At 46.1% G+C, this 17,793-nt stretch carries 15 protein-coding genes, 1 tRNA gene and 1 pseudogene; 13 read left to right on the top strand and 4 right to left on the bottom strand.

The annotated features are described in order from the left end of the window. The first annotated feature begins 394 nt into the window (after positions 1–394). The 6 genes and pseudogenes from fdnG to selB all read left to right on the top strand — a co-directional run. Complete coding sequence (gene fdnG, locus ACRN9H_RS15935; RefSeq protein WP_432315035.1) at positions 395–3,409, top strand: formate dehydrogenase-N subunit alpha; 3,015 nt, start codon at positions 395–397, stop codon at positions 3,407–3,409. 2 nt (positions 3,410–3,411) lie between these two features. Then, entirely contained in the window at positions 3,412–4,323 is a 912-nt protein-coding gene (gene fdxH / locus ACRN9H_RS15940) for a formate dehydrogenase subunit beta (protein ID WP_076497410.1), read from the top strand. Then, positions 4,320–4,964 (top strand): formate dehydrogenase subunit gamma, encoded by a 645-nt coding sequence (locus ACRN9H_RS15945; protein ID WP_220772804.1) that lies wholly within the window; start codon positions 4,320–4,322, stop codon positions 4,962–4,964. Before fdxH ends, ACRN9H_RS15945 begins: the two co-directional genes overlap by 4 nt. Beyond that, a complete protein-coding gene (gene fdhE / locus ACRN9H_RS15950) occupies positions 4,964–5,869 on the top strand; it encodes a formate dehydrogenase accessory protein FdhE (protein ID WP_432315037.1) in 906 nt (301 codons plus the stop codon). Before ACRN9H_RS15945 ends, fdhE begins: the two co-directional genes overlap by 1 nt. A 71-nt stretch (positions 5,870–5,940) precedes the next feature. Beyond that, the gene (gene selA / locus ACRN9H_RS15955) at positions 5,941–7,362 is read left to right on the top strand and encodes an L-seryl-tRNA(Sec) selenium transferase (RefSeq protein ID WP_432315039.1); all 1,422 of its coding nucleotides are present in this window, start codon (positions 5,941–5,943) and stop codon (positions 7,360–7,362) included. Continuing rightward, positions 7,359–9,182 (top strand): annotated as a pseudogene (gene selB / locus ACRN9H_RS15960) (selenocysteine-specific translation elongation factor); the annotation flags it as partial. The gene selA and the pseudogene selB, both read left to right, overlap by 4 nt. 93 nt (positions 9,183–9,275) lie before the next feature. Here selB and ACRN9H_RS15965 read toward each other — a convergent pair. Further along, positions 9,276–9,370, bottom strand: a tRNA-Sec gene (locus tag ACRN9H_RS15965). Positions 9,371–9,511: 141 nt separating this feature from the next. Here ACRN9H_RS15965 and fdhD point away from each other — a divergent pair. The 4 genes from fdhD (at position 9,512) to ACRN9H_RS15985 (ending at position 12,629) form a co-directional block, all read left to right on the top strand. After that, a complete protein-coding gene (fdhD, locus tag ACRN9H_RS15970; protein WP_432315041.1) occupies positions 9,512–10,348 on the top strand; it encodes a formate dehydrogenase accessory sulfurtransferase FdhD in 837 nt (278 codons plus the stop codon). 121 nt (positions 10,349–10,469) lie between these two features. Beyond that, the gene (gene yedE / locus ACRN9H_RS15975) at positions 10,470–11,684 is read left to right on the top strand and encodes a selenium metabolism membrane protein YedE/FdhT (protein WP_432315042.1); all 1,215 of its coding nucleotides are present in this window, start codon (positions 10,470–10,472) and stop codon (positions 11,682–11,684) included. Continuing rightward, positions 11,684–11,917 (top strand): sulfurtransferase-like selenium metabolism protein YedF, encoded by a 234-nt coding sequence (yedF, locus tag ACRN9H_RS15980; protein ID WP_076497398.1) that lies wholly within the window; start codon positions 11,684–11,686, stop codon positions 11,915–11,917. Before yedE ends, yedF begins: the two co-directional genes overlap by 1 nt. A gap of 280 nt (positions 11,918–12,197) precedes the next feature. After that, complete coding sequence (locus ACRN9H_RS15985) at positions 12,198–12,629, top strand: VOC family protein (RefSeq protein ID WP_432315044.1); 432 nt, start codon at positions 12,198–12,200, stop codon at positions 12,627–12,629. A gap of 181 nt (positions 12,630–12,810) precedes the next feature. Here ACRN9H_RS15985 and ACRN9H_RS15990 read toward each other — a convergent pair whose 3' ends face one another. Next, the gene (locus tag ACRN9H_RS15990) at positions 12,811–13,443 is read right to left on the bottom strand and encodes a DUF3157 family protein (RefSeq protein ID WP_432315046.1); all 633 of its coding nucleotides are present in this window, start codon (positions 13,441–13,443) and stop codon (positions 12,811–12,813) included. 232 nt (positions 13,444–13,675) lie between these two features. On the opposite strand from ACRN9H_RS15990, the gene ACRN9H_RS15995 reads away from it, so the two are divergent. Both ACRN9H_RS15995 and ACRN9H_RS16000 read left to right on the top strand, forming a co-directional pair. Continuing rightward, the gene (locus ACRN9H_RS15995; RefSeq protein ID WP_432315048.1) at positions 13,676–14,068 is read left to right on the top strand and encodes a DUF1090 domain-containing protein; all 393 of its coding nucleotides are present in this window, start codon (positions 13,676–13,678) and stop codon (positions 14,066–14,068) included. 409 nt (positions 14,069–14,477) lie between these two features. Then, entirely contained in the window at positions 14,478–15,743 is a 1,266-nt protein-coding gene (locus ACRN9H_RS16000) for a mechanosensitive ion channel family protein (RefSeq protein WP_432315050.1), read from the top strand. Here ACRN9H_RS16000 and ACRN9H_RS16005 read toward each other — a convergent pair. Continuing rightward, positions 15,740–16,363, bottom strand: coding sequence for a LysE family translocator (locus tag ACRN9H_RS16005; RefSeq protein WP_432315052.1), 624 nt, complete (start codon positions 16,361–16,363; stop codon positions 15,740–15,742). The genes ACRN9H_RS16000 and ACRN9H_RS16005 overlap by 4 nt on opposite strands. Before the next feature lie 137 nt (positions 16,364–16,500). Between ACRN9H_RS16005 and ACRN9H_RS16010 the strand changes: the two genes are divergently transcribed. Then, on the top strand, positions 16,501–16,971 hold the full coding sequence (locus ACRN9H_RS16010; RefSeq protein WP_432315053.1) for a YybH family protein: 471 nt from the start codon (positions 16,501–16,503) through the stop codon (positions 16,969–16,971). On the opposite strand, the gene ACRN9H_RS16015 is transcribed toward ACRN9H_RS16010, so the two are convergent. Continuing rightward, positions 16,968–17,768, bottom strand: coding sequence for an NRDE family protein (locus tag ACRN9H_RS16015; protein WP_432315055.1), 801 nt, complete (start codon positions 17,766–17,768; stop codon positions 16,968–16,970). The genes ACRN9H_RS16010 and ACRN9H_RS16015 overlap by 4 nt on opposite strands. Between the last annotated feature and the right edge of the window lie 25 nt (positions 17,769–17,793).

Consider the following 17,793-nt stretch of genomic DNA (forward strand, 5'->3'; position numbering starts at 1 on the left):
TTACTTCTGTACAAAAAACAACCTTTTCAAGTGTTCGCATATTCAGTATTTGATTGTTTTGCATGTTCTTAATAACTAAATGTCGCACTAGTGGGACTATTTGTACTTGCCTTGCGCGACAATATGTCCGTGTGGTTATTTTGGCTTTTAATATCGTATTTATTTATTTTTTTGGTTTTAAGTTCTTTTTATTGGTTTTTTTTGCCTAATTTTTGGTTTTTAGTTCTTTGGTTGGTTATTTGCGATCTAGATCTCATGTCATTATTTGTCATCCAATTTCTATTTTAGGATAATCTCAAATTAAGTGTGGTCTTTAACGAGGCTCACTCAGTCGGTTGCAAAATTTACCATTGCAATCACCAGACTCATAACGACAAGAGTGTGAGAGGACGCTATGAACAGACGCCAGTTTTTTAAACTGTGTGCTGCCGGAGCTGCCACTTCAGCAATTTCAGCGTTGGGATTGATGTCCGAAAAGGCCTATGCGGCCGTTCGCGAGTTCAAACTCATTAGCGCGAAAGAAACCCGCAATAACTGCTGTTATTGCTCAGTGGGTTGTGGATTGTTGATGTATAGCAAGGGTAGTAATGGCAAGAATGCCGAGCAAACTATTTTCCATATCGAAGGGGATGCAGATCATCCAGTGAACCGTGGGGCCTTGTGTCCTAAGGGTGCTGGCTTGGTGGATTATGTTAATAGTCCGAACCGTCTTAAATACCCAGAATATCGTGCGCCAGGCAGTAATGAATGGACGCGTATTAGTTGGGATGATGCGTTTCAACGCATCGCTCGCCTGCTAAAAAATGATCGTGATGCGAATTTAATTGAAAAGAACTCCGCTGGGACGACGGTTAACCGTTGGCTAAGCACTGGGATGATGACCTCGTCGGCGATGCCGAACGAAGGTGGCTATATTACCCAAAAATTTGCACGGGCACTGGGCCTAGTTGCAATCGATACTATTGCGCGCAACTGACACTCTCCAACGGTAGCAAGTCTTGCTCCGACATTTGGACGTGGTGCCATGACCAACCACTGGATCGATATTAAAAACTCTAACGTTATTATTATTATGGGCGGTAACGCTGCAGAAGCTCACCCTGTCGGATTCGGCTGGGTAACGGAAGCAATGCAACATAACAACGCCAAATTAGTGGTGGTTGATCCACGCTTTACCCGTAGCGCTGCGGTTGCGGATTACTACGCACCTTTACGCTCAGGTACCGATATTGCCTTCTTATTAGGGGTGATCCGTTATCTAATTGAAACTAAACAGGTTAACTACGATTACGTAAAAGCGTATACCAACGCAGGTTACATAGTCCGTGAAGATTTCTCCTTCAATGAAGGTCTGTTCAGTGGTTTTAATGAAGAAACCGATAGCTACGATAAAGAGTCTTGGTACTACGAATTAGACGAACAAGGTCACGCAAAAATCGATCCTAGCTTTGAAAATCCACGCTGTGTGTGGAACTTAATGAAGCAGCATGTGGATCGTTATGATTTTGAAACAGTAAGTAATATTACCGGTACGCCGATTGCGGATTATGAAGTGGTTTGCCAACAAATTGGTAGCACGCATACCCACGACCGAGCGGCGACGTTTATGTATGCCTTAGGTTGGACACACCACACTAAAGGCGCACAAAACATTCGCTCTATGGCGATGGTGCAATTACTGCTGGGTAACATTGGTGTGCTGGGTGGTGGTGTTAACGCACTACGTGGTCACTCTAACGTGCAAGGCGCGACAGACATGGGATTACTGTGTCAAAGCTTACCTGGCTACCTTAAGTTACCGAGTGATAAAGACACCGATCTTAAGACTTATCTTAAGCATAATACGCCGATTGCATTGCGTCCCGATCAGACCAACTACTGGCAAAATTATCCTAAATTCTTTATTTCACAAATGAAGAGTTACTGGGGTGATAACGCGACAGCAGCCAATGATTTTGGTTATGACTGGGTACCTAAATGGGATAAACAGTACGACTTTACTAAACACTTAGATATGGCCTATCACGGTGAAGTAAATGGTTACATTATCCAAGGTGTTAACGCCATTAACTCTATGCCAAACCGTAATAAGGTACTCAAAGCATTGAGTAATCTTAAATATATGGTGGTACTTGACGCACTGGCAACGGAAACCGCAACCTTCTGGCAAAACGCCGATGGTTTCAACGAGGTTAATCCTGCTGAAATCATGACTGAAGTGTTCCGTCTACCGACAACCTGTTTTGCCGAGGAAGAGGGTTCGATTGTGAACTCTGGTCGCTGGATGCAGTGGCATTGGAAAGGGGCTAACCCACCGGGTGAAGCTAAACCAGATGCGGAAATTCTCTCTGGTGTGTTGATGGAAATGCGTAAGTTGTACAAGCAAGAGGGCGGTAAATTGCCTGAACCATTAAATGCTATTAGCTGGGATTACCATAACCCATTGTCACCACATGCTGAAGAAGTGGCCCGGGAGCTTAACGGTAAAGATCTGCTGACTAATCGTCAAATTAGTAGTTTTGCAGAACTTAAAGATGATGGCAGTACGGCAAGTGCTTGTTGGATTTATGCGGGTTCTTGGACCGAAGAAGGCAACTTAATGGCCCGACGCGATAACCATGATCCGTCAGGTAAAGGGGTGACACCGGGTTGGGCATTTGCTTGGCCAGCAAACCGTCGTGTGCTGTATAACCGCGCTTCTTGCGATATCAACGGTAAACCTTGGGATCCTAAACGCACAATCGTTGAATGGGTTGATGGCAAGTGGCACGGCATTGATGTGGGCGACTTCAATATGAAGTTAACGCCACAGCAATCGGCAGGTCCCTTCATCATGCAACCTGAAGGTGTGGGTCGTTTCTTTGCCCTCAAACTGTTGGCAGAAGGTCCGTTCCCTGAGCACTACGAGCCGATGGAGTCACCTATTGGGGTGAACCCACTGCACAAAGTGACCAGTAACCCAGCGGTGCGTATGTTACCGGGCGTAAAAGAAACCTTAGGTTCACATAAAGACTTCCCCTATGTGGCGACGACTTATTGTGTCACTGAGCACTTTAACTTCTGGTCAACCCATGCTCGTTTAGCGGCTATTTCTATGCCTGAAACCTTTGTCGAAATGGACGAAGTGTTAGCGGCCGAGAAAGGGATTGCTAACGGTGATTGGGTTACTGTCAGCTCTAAGCGCGGCAGTATACAAACCAAAGCGTTAGTGACTAAACGTCTGCAACCGTTAAAGGTGAATGGCCAGTTAGTCCATACAGTCGGGTTACCCCGTCACGGCAGCCATAATGCGTTAACTCGTAAAAGTTACTCCTGTAACGTGCTTACCACAGAAGTCGGTGATGCAAACACACAGGTACCTGAGTTCAAAGCGTTTTTGGTTAACATCGCTAAAGCTGAGGGGATCTGATTATGGCATCACAAGACATTATCCGCCGCTCTGGAACTTCAGGGATGACGCCAGCAGCGAAAGGCCGTAACTCGTCGGAGCAGGTCGCCAAGCTGTTTGACGCCACTAAGTGTAATGGCTGTAAAGCCTGCCAAGTGTCGTGTTCAGAGTGGAATGACCTACGGGAAGAAGTGGGTACGTTCCAGGGTAGTTACCAAAACCCCATGTCGCTATCGGGCCAGTGTTGGACCCTGATGGAGTTTCATGAGGTGATGGAAAGTAACAAGCTACGTTGGCAATTTACCCACTCAGCTTGTATGCACTGTGCCGATCCGGCTTGTTTAAAAGCCTGTTCGACTTCAGGAGCGATTATTCAACATGCCAATGGCGTGGTGGACTTTGATTCAGACAAATGTATTGGTTGCGGTTATTGCGCCAGTGCGTGTCCCTTCGATGTGCCAAAAATCGACCCTAAGGACAACAAAGCTTACAAGTGCACTATGTGTTCTGACCGTTTAGCGGTCGGATTAGAACCTTCCTGTGTGAAGTCATGCACCACCGGAGCCCTGCGTTTTGGCTCCCGTGAGGACATGTTGTTCTATTCCGAAAAGCGCGTGGCTGAACTGAAAGAAAAAGGCTTTCCAAAAGCCGGACTCTACAACCCAGAAGGCGTTGGCGGCACAGCGATGATGATGATATTACACGATATCACTCAGCCTGATAGCTATAACATGCCTGTTGATCCACAGATCCCATTGTCTGTCACCTTGTGGCAAGACTGGGTGAAACCGCTCGGTGCAGCGGGCCTAATTGCAACGGCTGCCGTGGCTTGTTTACACAAGATTACTGTGGGTCGAAACATAGTGGAAGAGGATCAGCCGGGTTATCAGCCTCCAGAGGAAGAGGTAAAGGACAAAGAGGAGGATGACCAATGAGCAAGCATGATAAGCAAGAAATGATAGTGCGTCATAAGCTGTTTGATCGCATTTGTCATTGGTTCATTGTTGCCGTGGGCTTAGTGACCTTTCTCACTGGCTTCTCTATCTTTTTTCCTTCCTTTCAATGGATGGGAGCGATAGCAGGAACACCCCAGTTGGCGCGCTTCATTCACCCCATTGCCGGTTTGATGATGTGTTTACCCTTAATGTTGCTGTTGGTGCGTTATTACCACCACAACAAATGGGAAAAGAACGATCTCAAATGGATGTTGGCGATTAAGGATGTGATGTTCGAGAACGAGGAGGGTATCCCGCCTATCGGCCATTACAACCCGGGTCAAAAGGTATTATTTCGTACCTTTGTGGTGACCTCAATCGTCTTAACCGTAACTGGGATCATGATGTGGCAGCCTTACTTTGCACCGTATTTTTCGGGCGTAGTAGTGGGCTGGGCCATTCTGTTACATGCGATTTGTGCCTTGATCATGATGATATTCGTGATAGTGCACTTTTGGATGGCAACGTGGGTGGAAGGTTCGGTCGCGGGCATGCTTTACGGCAAAGTTTCTAAAGCTTGGTGTCGTAAGCATCACCCTTTGATGTTAGATGAACATTCAGACGTGGAGAAAAAACACTAATGAGTCAAACAGCCGAGATACCTATGGTCCCCGGCAGCGAATCGCCGCTGGAACTGAAACATATTAAAGCGGTGGATCCCCATGCTGTATATCACAGAAGGGCCCAACGTTTGCTGACGCTGGCCAAGGACTCGCCGCTGGCTGACTACTTTGAGCTATGCCGCCGTGTGGTGTCTATACAAGCCAGACTGGCAGAGGAGGCTGATTTTGGTCAGCTACTCTCTTGGGGGAAAGAAGGGGCCATTCCGCTTTCTCATTTGGGCTCAGAGGTGGATAGCTACTGGCAAGGACTACTACAGCAACTGTTAAGCGATCTGCTACCGCAGGTGGATGAATCCGTTGCACGGGTAGTGCGTTTGCTGATGCAGCAATCTCCTGAGCAGTTAAGTACGTGGGGACGCGCATTACGCGAAGGGCGCATGAGTGATGCTCCCGCGCGTTTTAGCCTGTTTCTATGGGCGGCGATGGGGCTTTATTGGTCCCATTGGGCACCCATGGTGATCAAGCGTATGGATCAACGCAAGCTGAAACAACAAAGCTTGTGTCCCATTTGCGGCAGTCATCCGGTGGCGAGCGTTATTGTCGATGAGCCTCGAGCAGGCTTACGTTATCTGCATTGCAGTTTGTGTGAGAGCGAATGGCATTACATTCGCGCCCATTGCACGAGTTGTGGCCAAGATAAAGAAATGACAATTTGGTCGCTCGACGATGCACAAGCGCAAGTGCGGATTGAAAGCTGCGATGAATGTCATGGCTATACCAAAATGATGTTTATCGAAAAGTCACCCTTAATGGATGTGGCGGCTGACGATCTGGCAACCTTGATACTGGATAAAGAGCTTAATGCCAAAGGTTTTGGGGCGACAACCGTCAATCCACTCCTACTGGCCCATGAAACCGAGTAGTTCAAGTGAATGTGGGAGGGGCTTGTGATAATGCAAGTCCTTCCTTTTTTAGCACACTAAAGATGACACAGATGATGACCCAAGCACCCGACACGCCACAAGCCCTGTATCGCGCTTTACCCTCAATGGACAGCCTATTGGCAAAGCCGAGCTTTGCACAATTGCAGCAGACCTACGGTAAGGCGGCGGTAAAGGCGGCGTTGGATGGGCATTTACATGCTGCGCGCACGTTAATTAGTCAGGAACACCGCTTACCAAATTGGTGTTCTGACCCCGCGCAATTACACGGATGCTTGGTTGATCAACTGTCAAGAGACTATTGCCACAGCCTAAAACCGGTGTGGAACCTTACGGGTACGATTTTGCATACTAATCTTGGCCGTGCCCAGCAGTCGGAGGCCGCCATTAAAGCGGTCAGCTCGGTAATGCGTTACCCAACACCGCTAGAATTTGAATTAGCCGCAGGAGAACGTGGCCATCGCGATAATGCCATTAGTGGTTTGATCCATCGCCTTACTGGAGCAGAGGCCTGCTGTGTGGTTAACAATAATGCTGCCGCTGTATTGTTGATGTTATCTGCGGTAACGGCGGGAAAAGAAGTCATCGTTTCTCGCGGTGAGCTGGTGGAGATTGGCGGAGCATTTCGTATCCCCGACATTATGCGTCAAGCAGGTTGTACCTTAGTGGAAGTAGGCAGTACCAACCGCACTCATCTTAAAGATTACGAGCAAGCCATTACTGAAAATACCGCCGCCATCATGAAGGTTCATACCAGTAACTATCACATCAGTGGTTTTACCGCGGCGGTAGAAGAGGCCAAGCTGGGTGAGTTATGTCGCGAGCGCGGTATTGCATTAATCTCAGATCTGGGCAGTGGCTCACTCACCGATTTACGCCGTTTTGGTCTTAAACAAGAACCTACCCCGCAGGCCATGCTACTGGACGGGGTTGATTTAGTGAGTTTTTCGGGTGACAAATTATTAGGTGGGCCTCAGTCAGGGTTAATTGTCGGCAAACAGTCGTTGATTAATCAATTGCAAAGTCATCCTCTTAAACGCGCATTACGCTGTGACAAGCTGATATTAGCGGCGTTAGAAGCCACCTTAATCCATTACCTCACGCCAGAAACCTTAGATACTGAATTGCCGATTATGGCGAAATTTGCCCGTAGCCAAGATACGCTCAGGCAAATAGGCCAGCGATTACAGCAGGCACTGGTACCACTGTTTCAGCCTGCTTATGGCATTGAATTACAAGACTGCCAAACCCAGGTGGGTAGTGGCTCGCAACCCGATACCTTTTTGCCATCCGTCGCCTTGTGTTTTACCGCCTTAAAGGGCGGTAGTTTAAGCTTGTTAGAACAGCATTTTAAGCAAGCCGAACGACCCGTGATTGGCCGCATGAGTAACGATCAACTCAGATTAGATTTACGTGGAATCGACAATGAGGCAGAGCTGCTTGCTGAACTAAGTACCCTAGGGATGCAGTTATGATTATTGTCACGGCAGGCCATGTTGATCACGGTAAAAGTACACTCATTCAAGCATTAACTGGCATGGGCACCGACCGCTTACCAGAAGAAAAACGCCGCGGTATGACTATTGATTTAGGTTATGCCTTTATGCCATTGAATGACGGTTCACGCCTCGCTTTTATTGATGTCCCCGGCCATGAAAAATTTATCAACAATATGCTGGTGGGCGTCAGTCATGCTCGCCATGCATTATTGGTATTAGCCTGTGATGATGGTGTGATGCCGCAAACCCGCGAACATTTACAAATTCTGGCCCTTTTACCTCTAGTTAGCTTGACCTTAGTGTTAACCAAGCGAGATTTAGTCGATAGCGAAAGAGCCGCGCAAGTTGCCACGCAAGGTCAGGCTCTGTTGGCAGACTATGCAATGAATGCCAGTCGCATTTTTGAGGTCGCGGCCAGTCAATTTGATGAGCAGCATACTAACGGTATCGCAGCACTGCGCGCTCATATCCTTGATATTGCAGCACAAGAGTCATTACGCAGCGAAGATGTAAGCAGTTTTAGAATGACACTCGATCGCGCCTTTAATGTTAAAGGTGCTGGCTGCGTGGTGACTGGCACCGTCATTAGCGGCAGAGTGTGCATCGGCGATAGTCTCTACAGCTCAGCACAAAAAGGCAAACTCAGGGTGCGTGGCATTCATTGCCAAGGACAAGAAGCGCAAAGCGCTGTAACGGGTACGCGCGTCGCGCTTAATTTAGCCGGAGTCGATAGCCATCGCGCTCCAGAACGCGGTGATTGGCTGAGCAGTTTACCCCAAGCTGAGCCCTGTGCTCGTCCCGTGGTGCATATCCGCACGTTTGATTATTCAGGTATCTATGGTCTAGTACATTGGCAAAATGTCAGTTGTCATCACGGCGGCGATCATACCTTAGGCCGCGTCTCGCTACTCAATGATGTGGATGAACAAGGGTTTTGTCTGGCGGAGCTCGTGCTTGAAAAGCCGTTATTGCTCTGTCAAGACGACCGTATTGTGCTGCGTCACATTGGTGGTAAACAAACCTTAGGTGCAGGGCGGGTGCTGGCACTCAAGGTGCCTAATCGTAAAAAACGCACGCCTGAACGAGTCAATGCCCTGCAGCAATTAGCCAACATGAATCAGGCTGTCTCGGCTTTGGCATTATTAGGCCAAAGCCAAGCATTGCCTGAAGCTGAACTCGCTTGGCGTTGGCAACTGACCGATGAAGGCCTTGCCACGTTACTGGCTCAAGCAGGCTTAGTGCGCCTTGGCGGTTATGCTATTGCCGTAAGTTTACTCGAACAAGAAAAACAGCAATTTCTGCATTTACTGGGCGAATACCATCAACAACATCCTGATCAACTTGGGTTAGGCCGTAGTCGTCTACAGCGGATGATCCACAGCGTTTTACCACCCGAATTAGCCAATAAAGTGCTCGACACGCTATGCCAAGAAGGCCGCATGGTACTGCGCGGCGCTTTGTTGCAGCTTGCTGAACACAAAATAGTATTAGATGCCGATGCGCAGCAATGTTGGCAAAGGTTAGCGCCTTGGTTAGCGCAACAAACTACGCCGATTTGGGTGACTGAAATGGGCGAATACCTTGAGCTGGACCCTGCTAAGTTGCGCTTATTGTGTTTTCAATTAGTGCAGCAGGGTTTTATTACTGCCGTTGTGAAAGACCGATATTTGCTCAGTGAGCAGCTTTGTCAGTATGCCAATTTAGTGCGTCAGCATGTAGCTGCAGAGGGCAAAATTGAAACGAGTGAATTTAAGGACATGATTGGGCTTGGGCGTAAGGCGAGCATTCAATTACTGGAGTTTTTTGACCGCAGTGGCTTTACCCGCAGAAAGTATCGCAGTAATAGCCGAGAAATTAGGGATGCTGAGCTGTTTTTTTCTCACGAGGATTGGCGGAAGAACATAGGAGTCGAACCTACCCAGGACTGCTGGCAGCCCTACCCGGATTTGAAATCCGGACGCCTCACCGGAGACGACGTTCTTCCAATGAAGACCTAGGGATAATAGAAAATGCTTTGGGATGATTCAACTCGATTTTTATTTAGTTAATCACTTTGTGATGTAAGTCTTAAATAGTCATCAAACTAATTGTTTTTACTTGTTTTTAATACGTTAAGAGGGGCGCTATGGAATATCATTCACATGCTGTGGTTACTGAAAGGAAAGTGACCCTTTTAGAGCACGGACAAGCGTCAGAATTAACTGACTATTTAGCGAATGAAGTACGGGTTGCACTGGTTTATAACGGCATTTCACACACGGTTATGTTGGCCAGCCCCGAAAATTTAGAAGAATTTGCCGTCGGTTTTACGCTATCAGAGCGCATCGTTTCGCATATTAATGAGATTAAGGGCGTTGAATTAGAGTTCACGCCTGAAGGCATACTCATTCAAGTTGAGATTACGCAGCGCTGTTTCATGGAGCTAAAGCAACAAAGACGCAATATGGCGGGTCGTACCGGCTGCGGTTTATGTGGCGTAGCGCAACTTGAAGAAGCGGTAAAACCTGTTATGCGCGTCGACTCCGATATTCGGTTTGATATTCAACATCTGCAGAACGCACTCGAACACATTAAAAGTAATCAACATCACTTCAAGCTCACCGGAGCAACTCATGCTGCGATGGGACTAAACCTTGAAGGACAAGTTACTGCGGCCTATGAAGATATTGGCCGCCATATCGCACTTGATAAATTGATTGGTGCTTTTTCGCTGCGCCAAGCTGAACGGCCTGTCGCCGTACTGCTGACGAGCCGAGCCAGTTTTGAAATGGTTCAAAAAGCGGCAAGCGCCAATATCCAAATTCTGTTTGCTATGTCCGCCGTGACCTCACTGGCGTTGGAATTAGCAGAGAAAAGCAACATCACGCTCATCGGTTTTTGTCGCAATGGCAGGGCAACGCTTTATACCCACGGTTATCGACTGCTGGGACAAAATACTGTCCGTTTAGCCAAAGCCATTTAAGCGTGAAGCGACTGTCACACTGAAATATCAATCGTGTATTGGATTTGAGTGCAGCAGTGGCATAACGGTTATAAGCGCATTGCGCTTATTTTTTTACAGTCTCGTTCATTAGGATAATGACATGACATGGCAACAATTTAAGCAAGCCTATTTAATTCGATTTTGGGCGCCAATGCCTGCGGTGATCGCGGCGGGTATCCTTTCTACTTACTATTTTGGTTTAACAGGGACTTTCTGGGCGGTAACGGGAGAATTTACTCGTTGGGGTGGACATTTGCTGCAGTTTTTAGGCGCAAACCCTGAATCTTGGGGGTATTTTAAAGTGATCGGTTTAGAGGGTTCTCCCTTAGATCGCGTCGATGGCATGATGATTATTGGTATGTTTGGTGGCTGTATTGCCGCTGCGCTTTGGGCCAATAACGTCAAACTGCGTATGCCGCAGAGCCGTATTCGGATTGCACAGGCGCTGATTGGCGGCATTATTGCCGGCTTTGGTGCTCGCTTGGCGATGGGATGTAACTTAGCTGCCTTTTTTACCGGTATTCCGCAGTTCTCTTTGCATGCTTGGTTTTTTGCCTTAGCAACGGCAGCGGGTTCCTATTTCGGTGCAAGGTTTACTTTACTGCCGATGTTCCGCATTCCGGTCACATTAAAAAAAGTCAGTAAAGCCACCTCAATCAAGCAGGACGAAAATCAGGCTAGACGGCGTTTTCGTATCGGAATGTTGGTGTTTGTCGGTATTGTCGGTTGGGGTTTATTGACTATGTTCGATGCGCCAAAACTGGGTATGGCGATGTTATTTGGTGTCGGTTTTGGGCTACTTATCGAGCGAGCTCAAATCTGTTTTACCTCGGCTTTTCGCGATATGTGGATCACGGGTCGAACCCACATGGCGAAGGCGATTATTTTAGGTATGGCCGTCAGTGCTATTGGTATTTACAGCTATGTGCAATTAGGTGTGTCGCCAAAAATTATGTGGGCGGGCCCTAATGCGGTGATCGGTGGCTTACTATTTGGTTTTGGTATTGTACTGGCGGGCGGCTGTGAAACGGGTTGGATGTACCGCGCGGTTGAGGGGCAAGTGCATTTCTGGTGGGTCGGTTTAGGTAACGTATTAGGTTCGACTTTGCTGGCTTATTACTGGGATGATATCGCTCAACCATTAGCGACTAACTGGGATAAAGTGAATCTACTCACTAGCCTAGGTAATGAGGGCGGTTTATTAGTGACTTATGCGCTGCTCGCGCTGTCTTTTGGTTCAATGTTACTGTGGGAAAAACGTTTCTTTGCCCGTAAAGCGAAGCGCGATGAACAACTGCTTACGGAGGCTGTGTAATGACACAATATATTCCAGATTATCAACTTGATATGGTCGGCGAACCTTGTCCTTATCCGGCAGTGGCGACCCTAGAGGCAATGCCAAAATTAAAAAAAGGCGAAATTTTAGAGGTTATTAGTGATTGTCCACAATCGATTAATAATATTCCCCTCGATGCTAAAAATCATGGCTACACAGTGCTAGAGATTGAGCAAAATGGCCCAACGATTCGCTATTTAATTCAGCGTTGAGGCTAACGAGTATTGAATCAAAAAAGCACAAACCGTTGAGTTTGTGCTTTTTTATTTAAGCGATTGCAGAGGGATTATTTGACGAGCACTTTGCGCTGTGGACTCCACATTAATCTTGTAACGGCAATATTGCTGCTTGATACCAGCTGAGATGGTTATCACCTAATACAATTCTGATAATTAAGTGTAATCCGTATTATACAAAACAAGTTGATGGGGCTACTAAGCACCAGAAATGGGCGGTAAACTGCTGTCCAATCGTTGTTGATCTGGGGTTAGAATGAAACAAGCACTGGTGCATATCGCGTTAGTCGTAAAAGATTACGACGAGGCAATTGATTTTTATGTGAATAAATTAAAATTCGAATTAGTGGAGAACACCTATCAAGCCGAGCAAGATAAGCGCTGGGTCGTGGTTGCTCCGCCAGGTTCTAAGGGCGCTGCTATTTTGTTAGCGCGGGCTTCTAAGCCTGAGCAGTTCGATTTTATTGGTAATCAGGCGGGTGGTCGGGTGTTCTTATTTTTAAATACCGATGATTTTTGGCGTGATTACCGCCGTATGGTCGCCGATGGCATTCACTTTATTCGTGAACCACAAGAGCAAGACTATGGCACAGTTGCCGTGTTTGAAGACTTATACGGTAATTTGTGGGATTTGCTGCAATTGAATGATAAGCACCCTATGGCGCACAGGTTAGCTTATCGGGATTGAGTTATAGCCAATAGTAGTAGATTGGTACGCGGCAATAAGACTTTAATCAGAGAATGAGCGGCGAAAATATCTCACTGCTAACGCCCAAGAGTTTAGCTGCAAGATACCCTTCTGGAGCGAATGTCAGATAAGACATCTTGCTGCTTAATAGAAAACTTAACCGCCCTTTATATCGGCTAAGTTAGCGAGAGTTGATCTCAGTGATCTTGAGGTTCATTAATTGCTTTTGCCATTGGGCTTTATCTATACCTTCGACCCAAATCACGCTGCTTTTACGCTGTTCGCCTTTGCGTAGATAGGTTTCTGGCATGCGGAATATCGCTTCCCACACTGCCAATTTTTCAGTCTTGAGTAACGTGCCATCATCGGCAAAAAAGCTGGCTTCAACTTCCACTAAAGTGACATGTTTATGACTCGTACTCGCCAGCTCAAAGCTAAGTCCAAGTTTATTATCTTTCCATTGCGCTTCAGCAAAGCTGACTTTAATACCGTCTCTAGCGGTTGAGCCTAATAATTCGGGCTGGGCAATGGCGGTGGCGGTTAGTGTGGTGACGGGCGTCGCGACGGCCTGACTCGCTACGGCAGCAGCACTCGGAGGGCTGGCTACACTACTGGAGCTGTCAATCACGGCGTCAGTGGCTAAGGCGTTAGGTGCTGCCTGGGTCTGCGTGAGCACATATTCCCAAGTAAAGTCGTCTTTTAATCTGACTTGAGCGCCATTATCGAGGGTGATATTCGCTACGTCGGCCGCCATAACCGATGATGATAGCCACAATAACGAGCTAAGTGCACTAAGGCGTAATGAGGTTTGCATTTATTTTTGGGCTCCAGTATCTGTCTAAGTCAACATTCTGCCTTAACCTAAACTATTTAGCGCATGTTAATCACTGCCTAAGTGCTGTTTAAATGAATAAAGTGAATTTAAAGAGAAGATTCTAACGTGAATACAGATTGAACTAACAGACTGTGTCACTATATTGATAGCGTGGTGTCATTACACAACCACGTAGCGTTATTGTCAGTAAAGAGCGTGAGAGGAGATTTATATGCAGATGAAACACGGTATGTATGGCTTGGTCCTTGGATTAGTCTTTAGCGCGACCACTTGGGCTGAAGAAGCGCCTAAAGTTGGTTGTGCGGCAAAGTTAGATGCCATTAGTGAACAACTTACGCAGGCGAAAGCTGCAGGCAATAAGTACAAGGTTGCGGGGCTTGAAAAGGCCTACAACGAAGTATCAACCCACTGTAACGACGACAGTTTATACGCCGAGCGATTAGCTAAAGTTGAGGCATTAGAAGAAAAGCTGACTGAGCGCCAAAATGAACTGGCTGAAGCCATAGAAGAAGGTAAATCTATGGATAAGATTAGTAAAAAACGTGCAAAGGTTGCAGAAGCTGAGGCGGAGCTTGCTGAAGCACGAGCAGAATTAACCCATTAATACTGGTTACTCGCTTAGCTTGCGCTAGGTCATCCATTCAAAATAACCGTTACATGGCTGGCGTGACAACTCGCGCTTAGTCTTAACGGCTTTGTGATTTAATAAGCCCAATAGTAGCCGTAACTGATTGCATTTTGTGGCCATATTTAATGCTTTCAGCGGTGAGAATTGATCGAGTGGTAAAGCTAGGCGAGTTAATGCATCACTTAGAGGGTAAGTGGTTTCTTGGTATCCGTTTAAAGATGTTCATTTGCCTTGTTGTTCGGTATATTCAAAATACCAATAGCTATTTAAATGTAAGCTATTGTAATTAATATGCATTATGTATGGTGATATGTAACCGAGGTTCACTCGACTGTTACCTTTGTATGAAATGGTTGCGCTAGCGGCTAAAAGTTGGAGTGGAATTGTGGAACAGGAAATAAAGCTCAAAATTTCGGCATGGTTAACGAGCTTTGGGATTGATAGCCAACCGTCGGACGGCATATCGACCAGCATTATGATTATTGCTTTTATATTGTTAGCGGGCATAGCCTATTTTATTGTTTTACGTGTGGTTGTCCGCGCGGTAAATATGGTGATCTTACGTTCTAAAGCAACGTGGGACGATGTGTTTATGCGTTACAAGGTACTCGAAAAGCTGGCTATGCTAGTCCCTGCCATCGTGCTTAATTTATTAGTTCCCATCGCACTCACTGAGTATCCAATCATAAATAATTTAGTCGACCGCTTACTGAGCATTTGGCTAGTGGTACTGATGATTGGGGCTATTTATGCCAGTTTAGATGCGGTCGATGAAATTTCAGATGTTAACTTGGTCAGTCGGCGTTTACCGGTTAAAAGTTTTGTACAGTTAACCAAATTATTTTTATTTTTTGTTGGGATTATCGTTTCTATCTCAATCTTGGCTGATCAATCGCCGGTATATTTCCTCAGCGGCTTAGGTGTGGCGACCGGTTTTGTGATGTTAGTGTTCCGCGACACTATTTTAGGTTTTGTCGCGGGTATTCAGTTAGCGGCGAACCGTATGGTGAGTAAAGGCGACTGGATCCAGATGGATAAATACGGTGCCGATGGCGCGGTAGAAGAGGTGTCGCTGACTACGGTGAAAGTGCGTAACTGGGATAAAACCATCACCATGATCCCAGCCTATGCTCTTGTATCGGATGCTTTTCGTAATTGGCGCGGTATGTCTGAATCGGGAGGCCGTAGGATCAAGCGCGCCATCAATATTGATATCAACAGTATTAAATTTTTAACAGAGGAAGATCGTGAGCGCCTGAGTAAAGTTAACTGTTTAAAAGAATATTTTCCTGCAAAAATTAATGAAATTCGAGAGTCTAATGCGAAGGTGTCTGATCTTGATATAAAAGTGAATGGTCGTCATTTGACGAATGTCGGTACCTTCCGTGCTTACCTGCAAGAATACTTACAGCGTCACGATAAAATCCATAAAGAAATGACCTTAATGGTACGGCAATTAGCGCCGACCACAGAGGGATTACCCATTGAGATTTATGTTTTCACCAATGATACTCGCTGGGCTTTTTATGAAGCAATACAAGCGGATATCTTCGATCATGTTTTTGCGATATTACCTGAGTTTGGTTTAGTGTCATTTCAAGCACCCACAGGCAATGATATTCGTAGCTTAAAGTCGGTTAAGGCTGATTAATCTCTCGACACTAGAATCGCGGCTAACGTCAAAAAGACACCGCCGCTGACTCTATCAAACCAATGTAACTTGTTACTGGTTTTTAGACTGGGTGCAAGTACATTGGCCATGCAAGCGTAGAACATGACAAAGCCAAAATCGACTACCACCCAAGTGAGCGCCAAAATGGTGAGTTGTGGTAATTGCGGGGCAGATAAGTCGATAAATTGCGGAAATAAAGCCGCAAAAAACAGTAAATCCTTCGGATTACTTATTCCCACCAAAAAAGCCTGCTTAGCAAGTTGTTGAGGCGTACCTTTACCTTGTAAGTGGCCCATTTCAATTGTTTGCCCGTGGTTTTTTGTCAGTAATAGCTTAATACCTAAAAAAACTAAATACGCGGCGCCACCCCATTTAAGTAAAGTAAAACCATACTCAGAGGCACTAATCAGTGCCCCAAGACCCGCAGCAGAAGCCATCATTAATATTAAGGCTGCACTGACACTGCCTAATGCCGTGGCTAAGCTGCGCATTTTGCCAAAATGTATACCGTGGGACATGGATAAAATGGCGATGGGCCCAGGAGATATTCCAATTAACATAATGGCAATAAGATAAAGTAACCAAGTATCAGTTTGCATGGGTGAGGCTCTACATTGGTTTAATAAAAATGAATTATATCATCTACTTTTTTATATTTTGTGCTGACTTTAACGAGCGAGTCTGTGTTGAGTTCGCTATAGTGTAGTTTAGCCTGATTGTGAGGGAGAACAACACAGTGTTGAAGAATGGATGGTTGAATAAAGGTGTATGGCAGAAAGTATTGACAGCATTATTACTGTGGGTCACTTGTCATGTGAGTGCAGTACCAACGGATGAAATAACCCAAATGCTTAAGGGGCAACAGGACGCGTGGAATCGCGGCGATCTTGATGCTTACATGCAAGGTTATTGGAAGAGTGATCGATTACGTTTTGCTTCTAATGGTAAGTTTCATTTCGGATGGGATGAAGCTCTTGCTACCTATAAAAAGAATTACCCTAATAAAGAAGCCTTCGGTGAGCTAAAACTCACTATCAAAGAAATCAAAATGCTGAGTAATTATGCGGCTATGGTGGTTGGCCGCTGGGAATTACGGCGCCAAAAAGATGCACCAACAGGCGTGTTTACCCTGTTAGTTGAGAAAATTGATGATAGTTGGGTGATCACTATGGATCACAGTTCGGACTCATCACGCGACAAAAATTAAGACAGAATTAAACATTCTGGCGTTGCTGGTGGCTCGGATGGCAGGGTTATATGGAAATCCTGTTGCCCGAGTTGTCGGCCTTTGCCATCGTATCTCACCTCGGTGAAATGCATTCTACCTTGCGCGTCTTCAAGCAAAATACTGGTGGAGCGTGTGCCGTAGTCGGGATGGTTAATATAAATTGCCGCTAAGCGACGTTCCCATTCAATTCCCACGCCCGTATTGGGCAACTCATGATCTTGTGGCTGAGAGTCATCTTTCATTAGTTGGATCAGTGCTTGCACATCAATATGACTAGATTGATTAATTAGGGCTTCTAACGCTTGTTGTCCTTTGGCCATTTTTGGCCAAACATCATCAAGATCGCCATTACTTATCGCATGGAATCCATTAGCTAGTTTTACGGTATTTTTATTAATACTGTTAAAACAATATAAGTCAGTACCTTGACCAAAAATAAGATTGAATGGCTGATAGTTATCACTATGTTCAACAAGCCAATTTGGACACACCAGTGAGCCAGAACTCAGCGTATTCGTTACGAGTTCACCGCGGCTACGCATTGCGCCAGAACTCTTTGGGGCCATTCGCAAATTAGTGACGGCTGCTATTTGTCCTTGTTTATTCACACCAAACCAAGTGCCGCCCGCTTGCAGATCTTTTCCCGCGAGTATGTTTTCTTCAGGTAGCCAAAAGTGTGCCGGCGCGGTAGGTCTATGATGAAACTCATCGCGGTTGGCACAGATGATTAATGGGTACTTAGGATGGGCATTAATAGCGATAAAGAGTATGCACATAACTGGCCAAATTAATCCAAAGATA

Origin of the sequence: Shewanella sp. MF08487 (genome assembly GCF_050848685.1) — a bacterium.
Taxonomy (GTDB): Bacteria; Pseudomonadota; Gammaproteobacteria; order Enterobacterales; family Shewanellaceae; genus Shewanella; species Shewanella glacialipiscicola.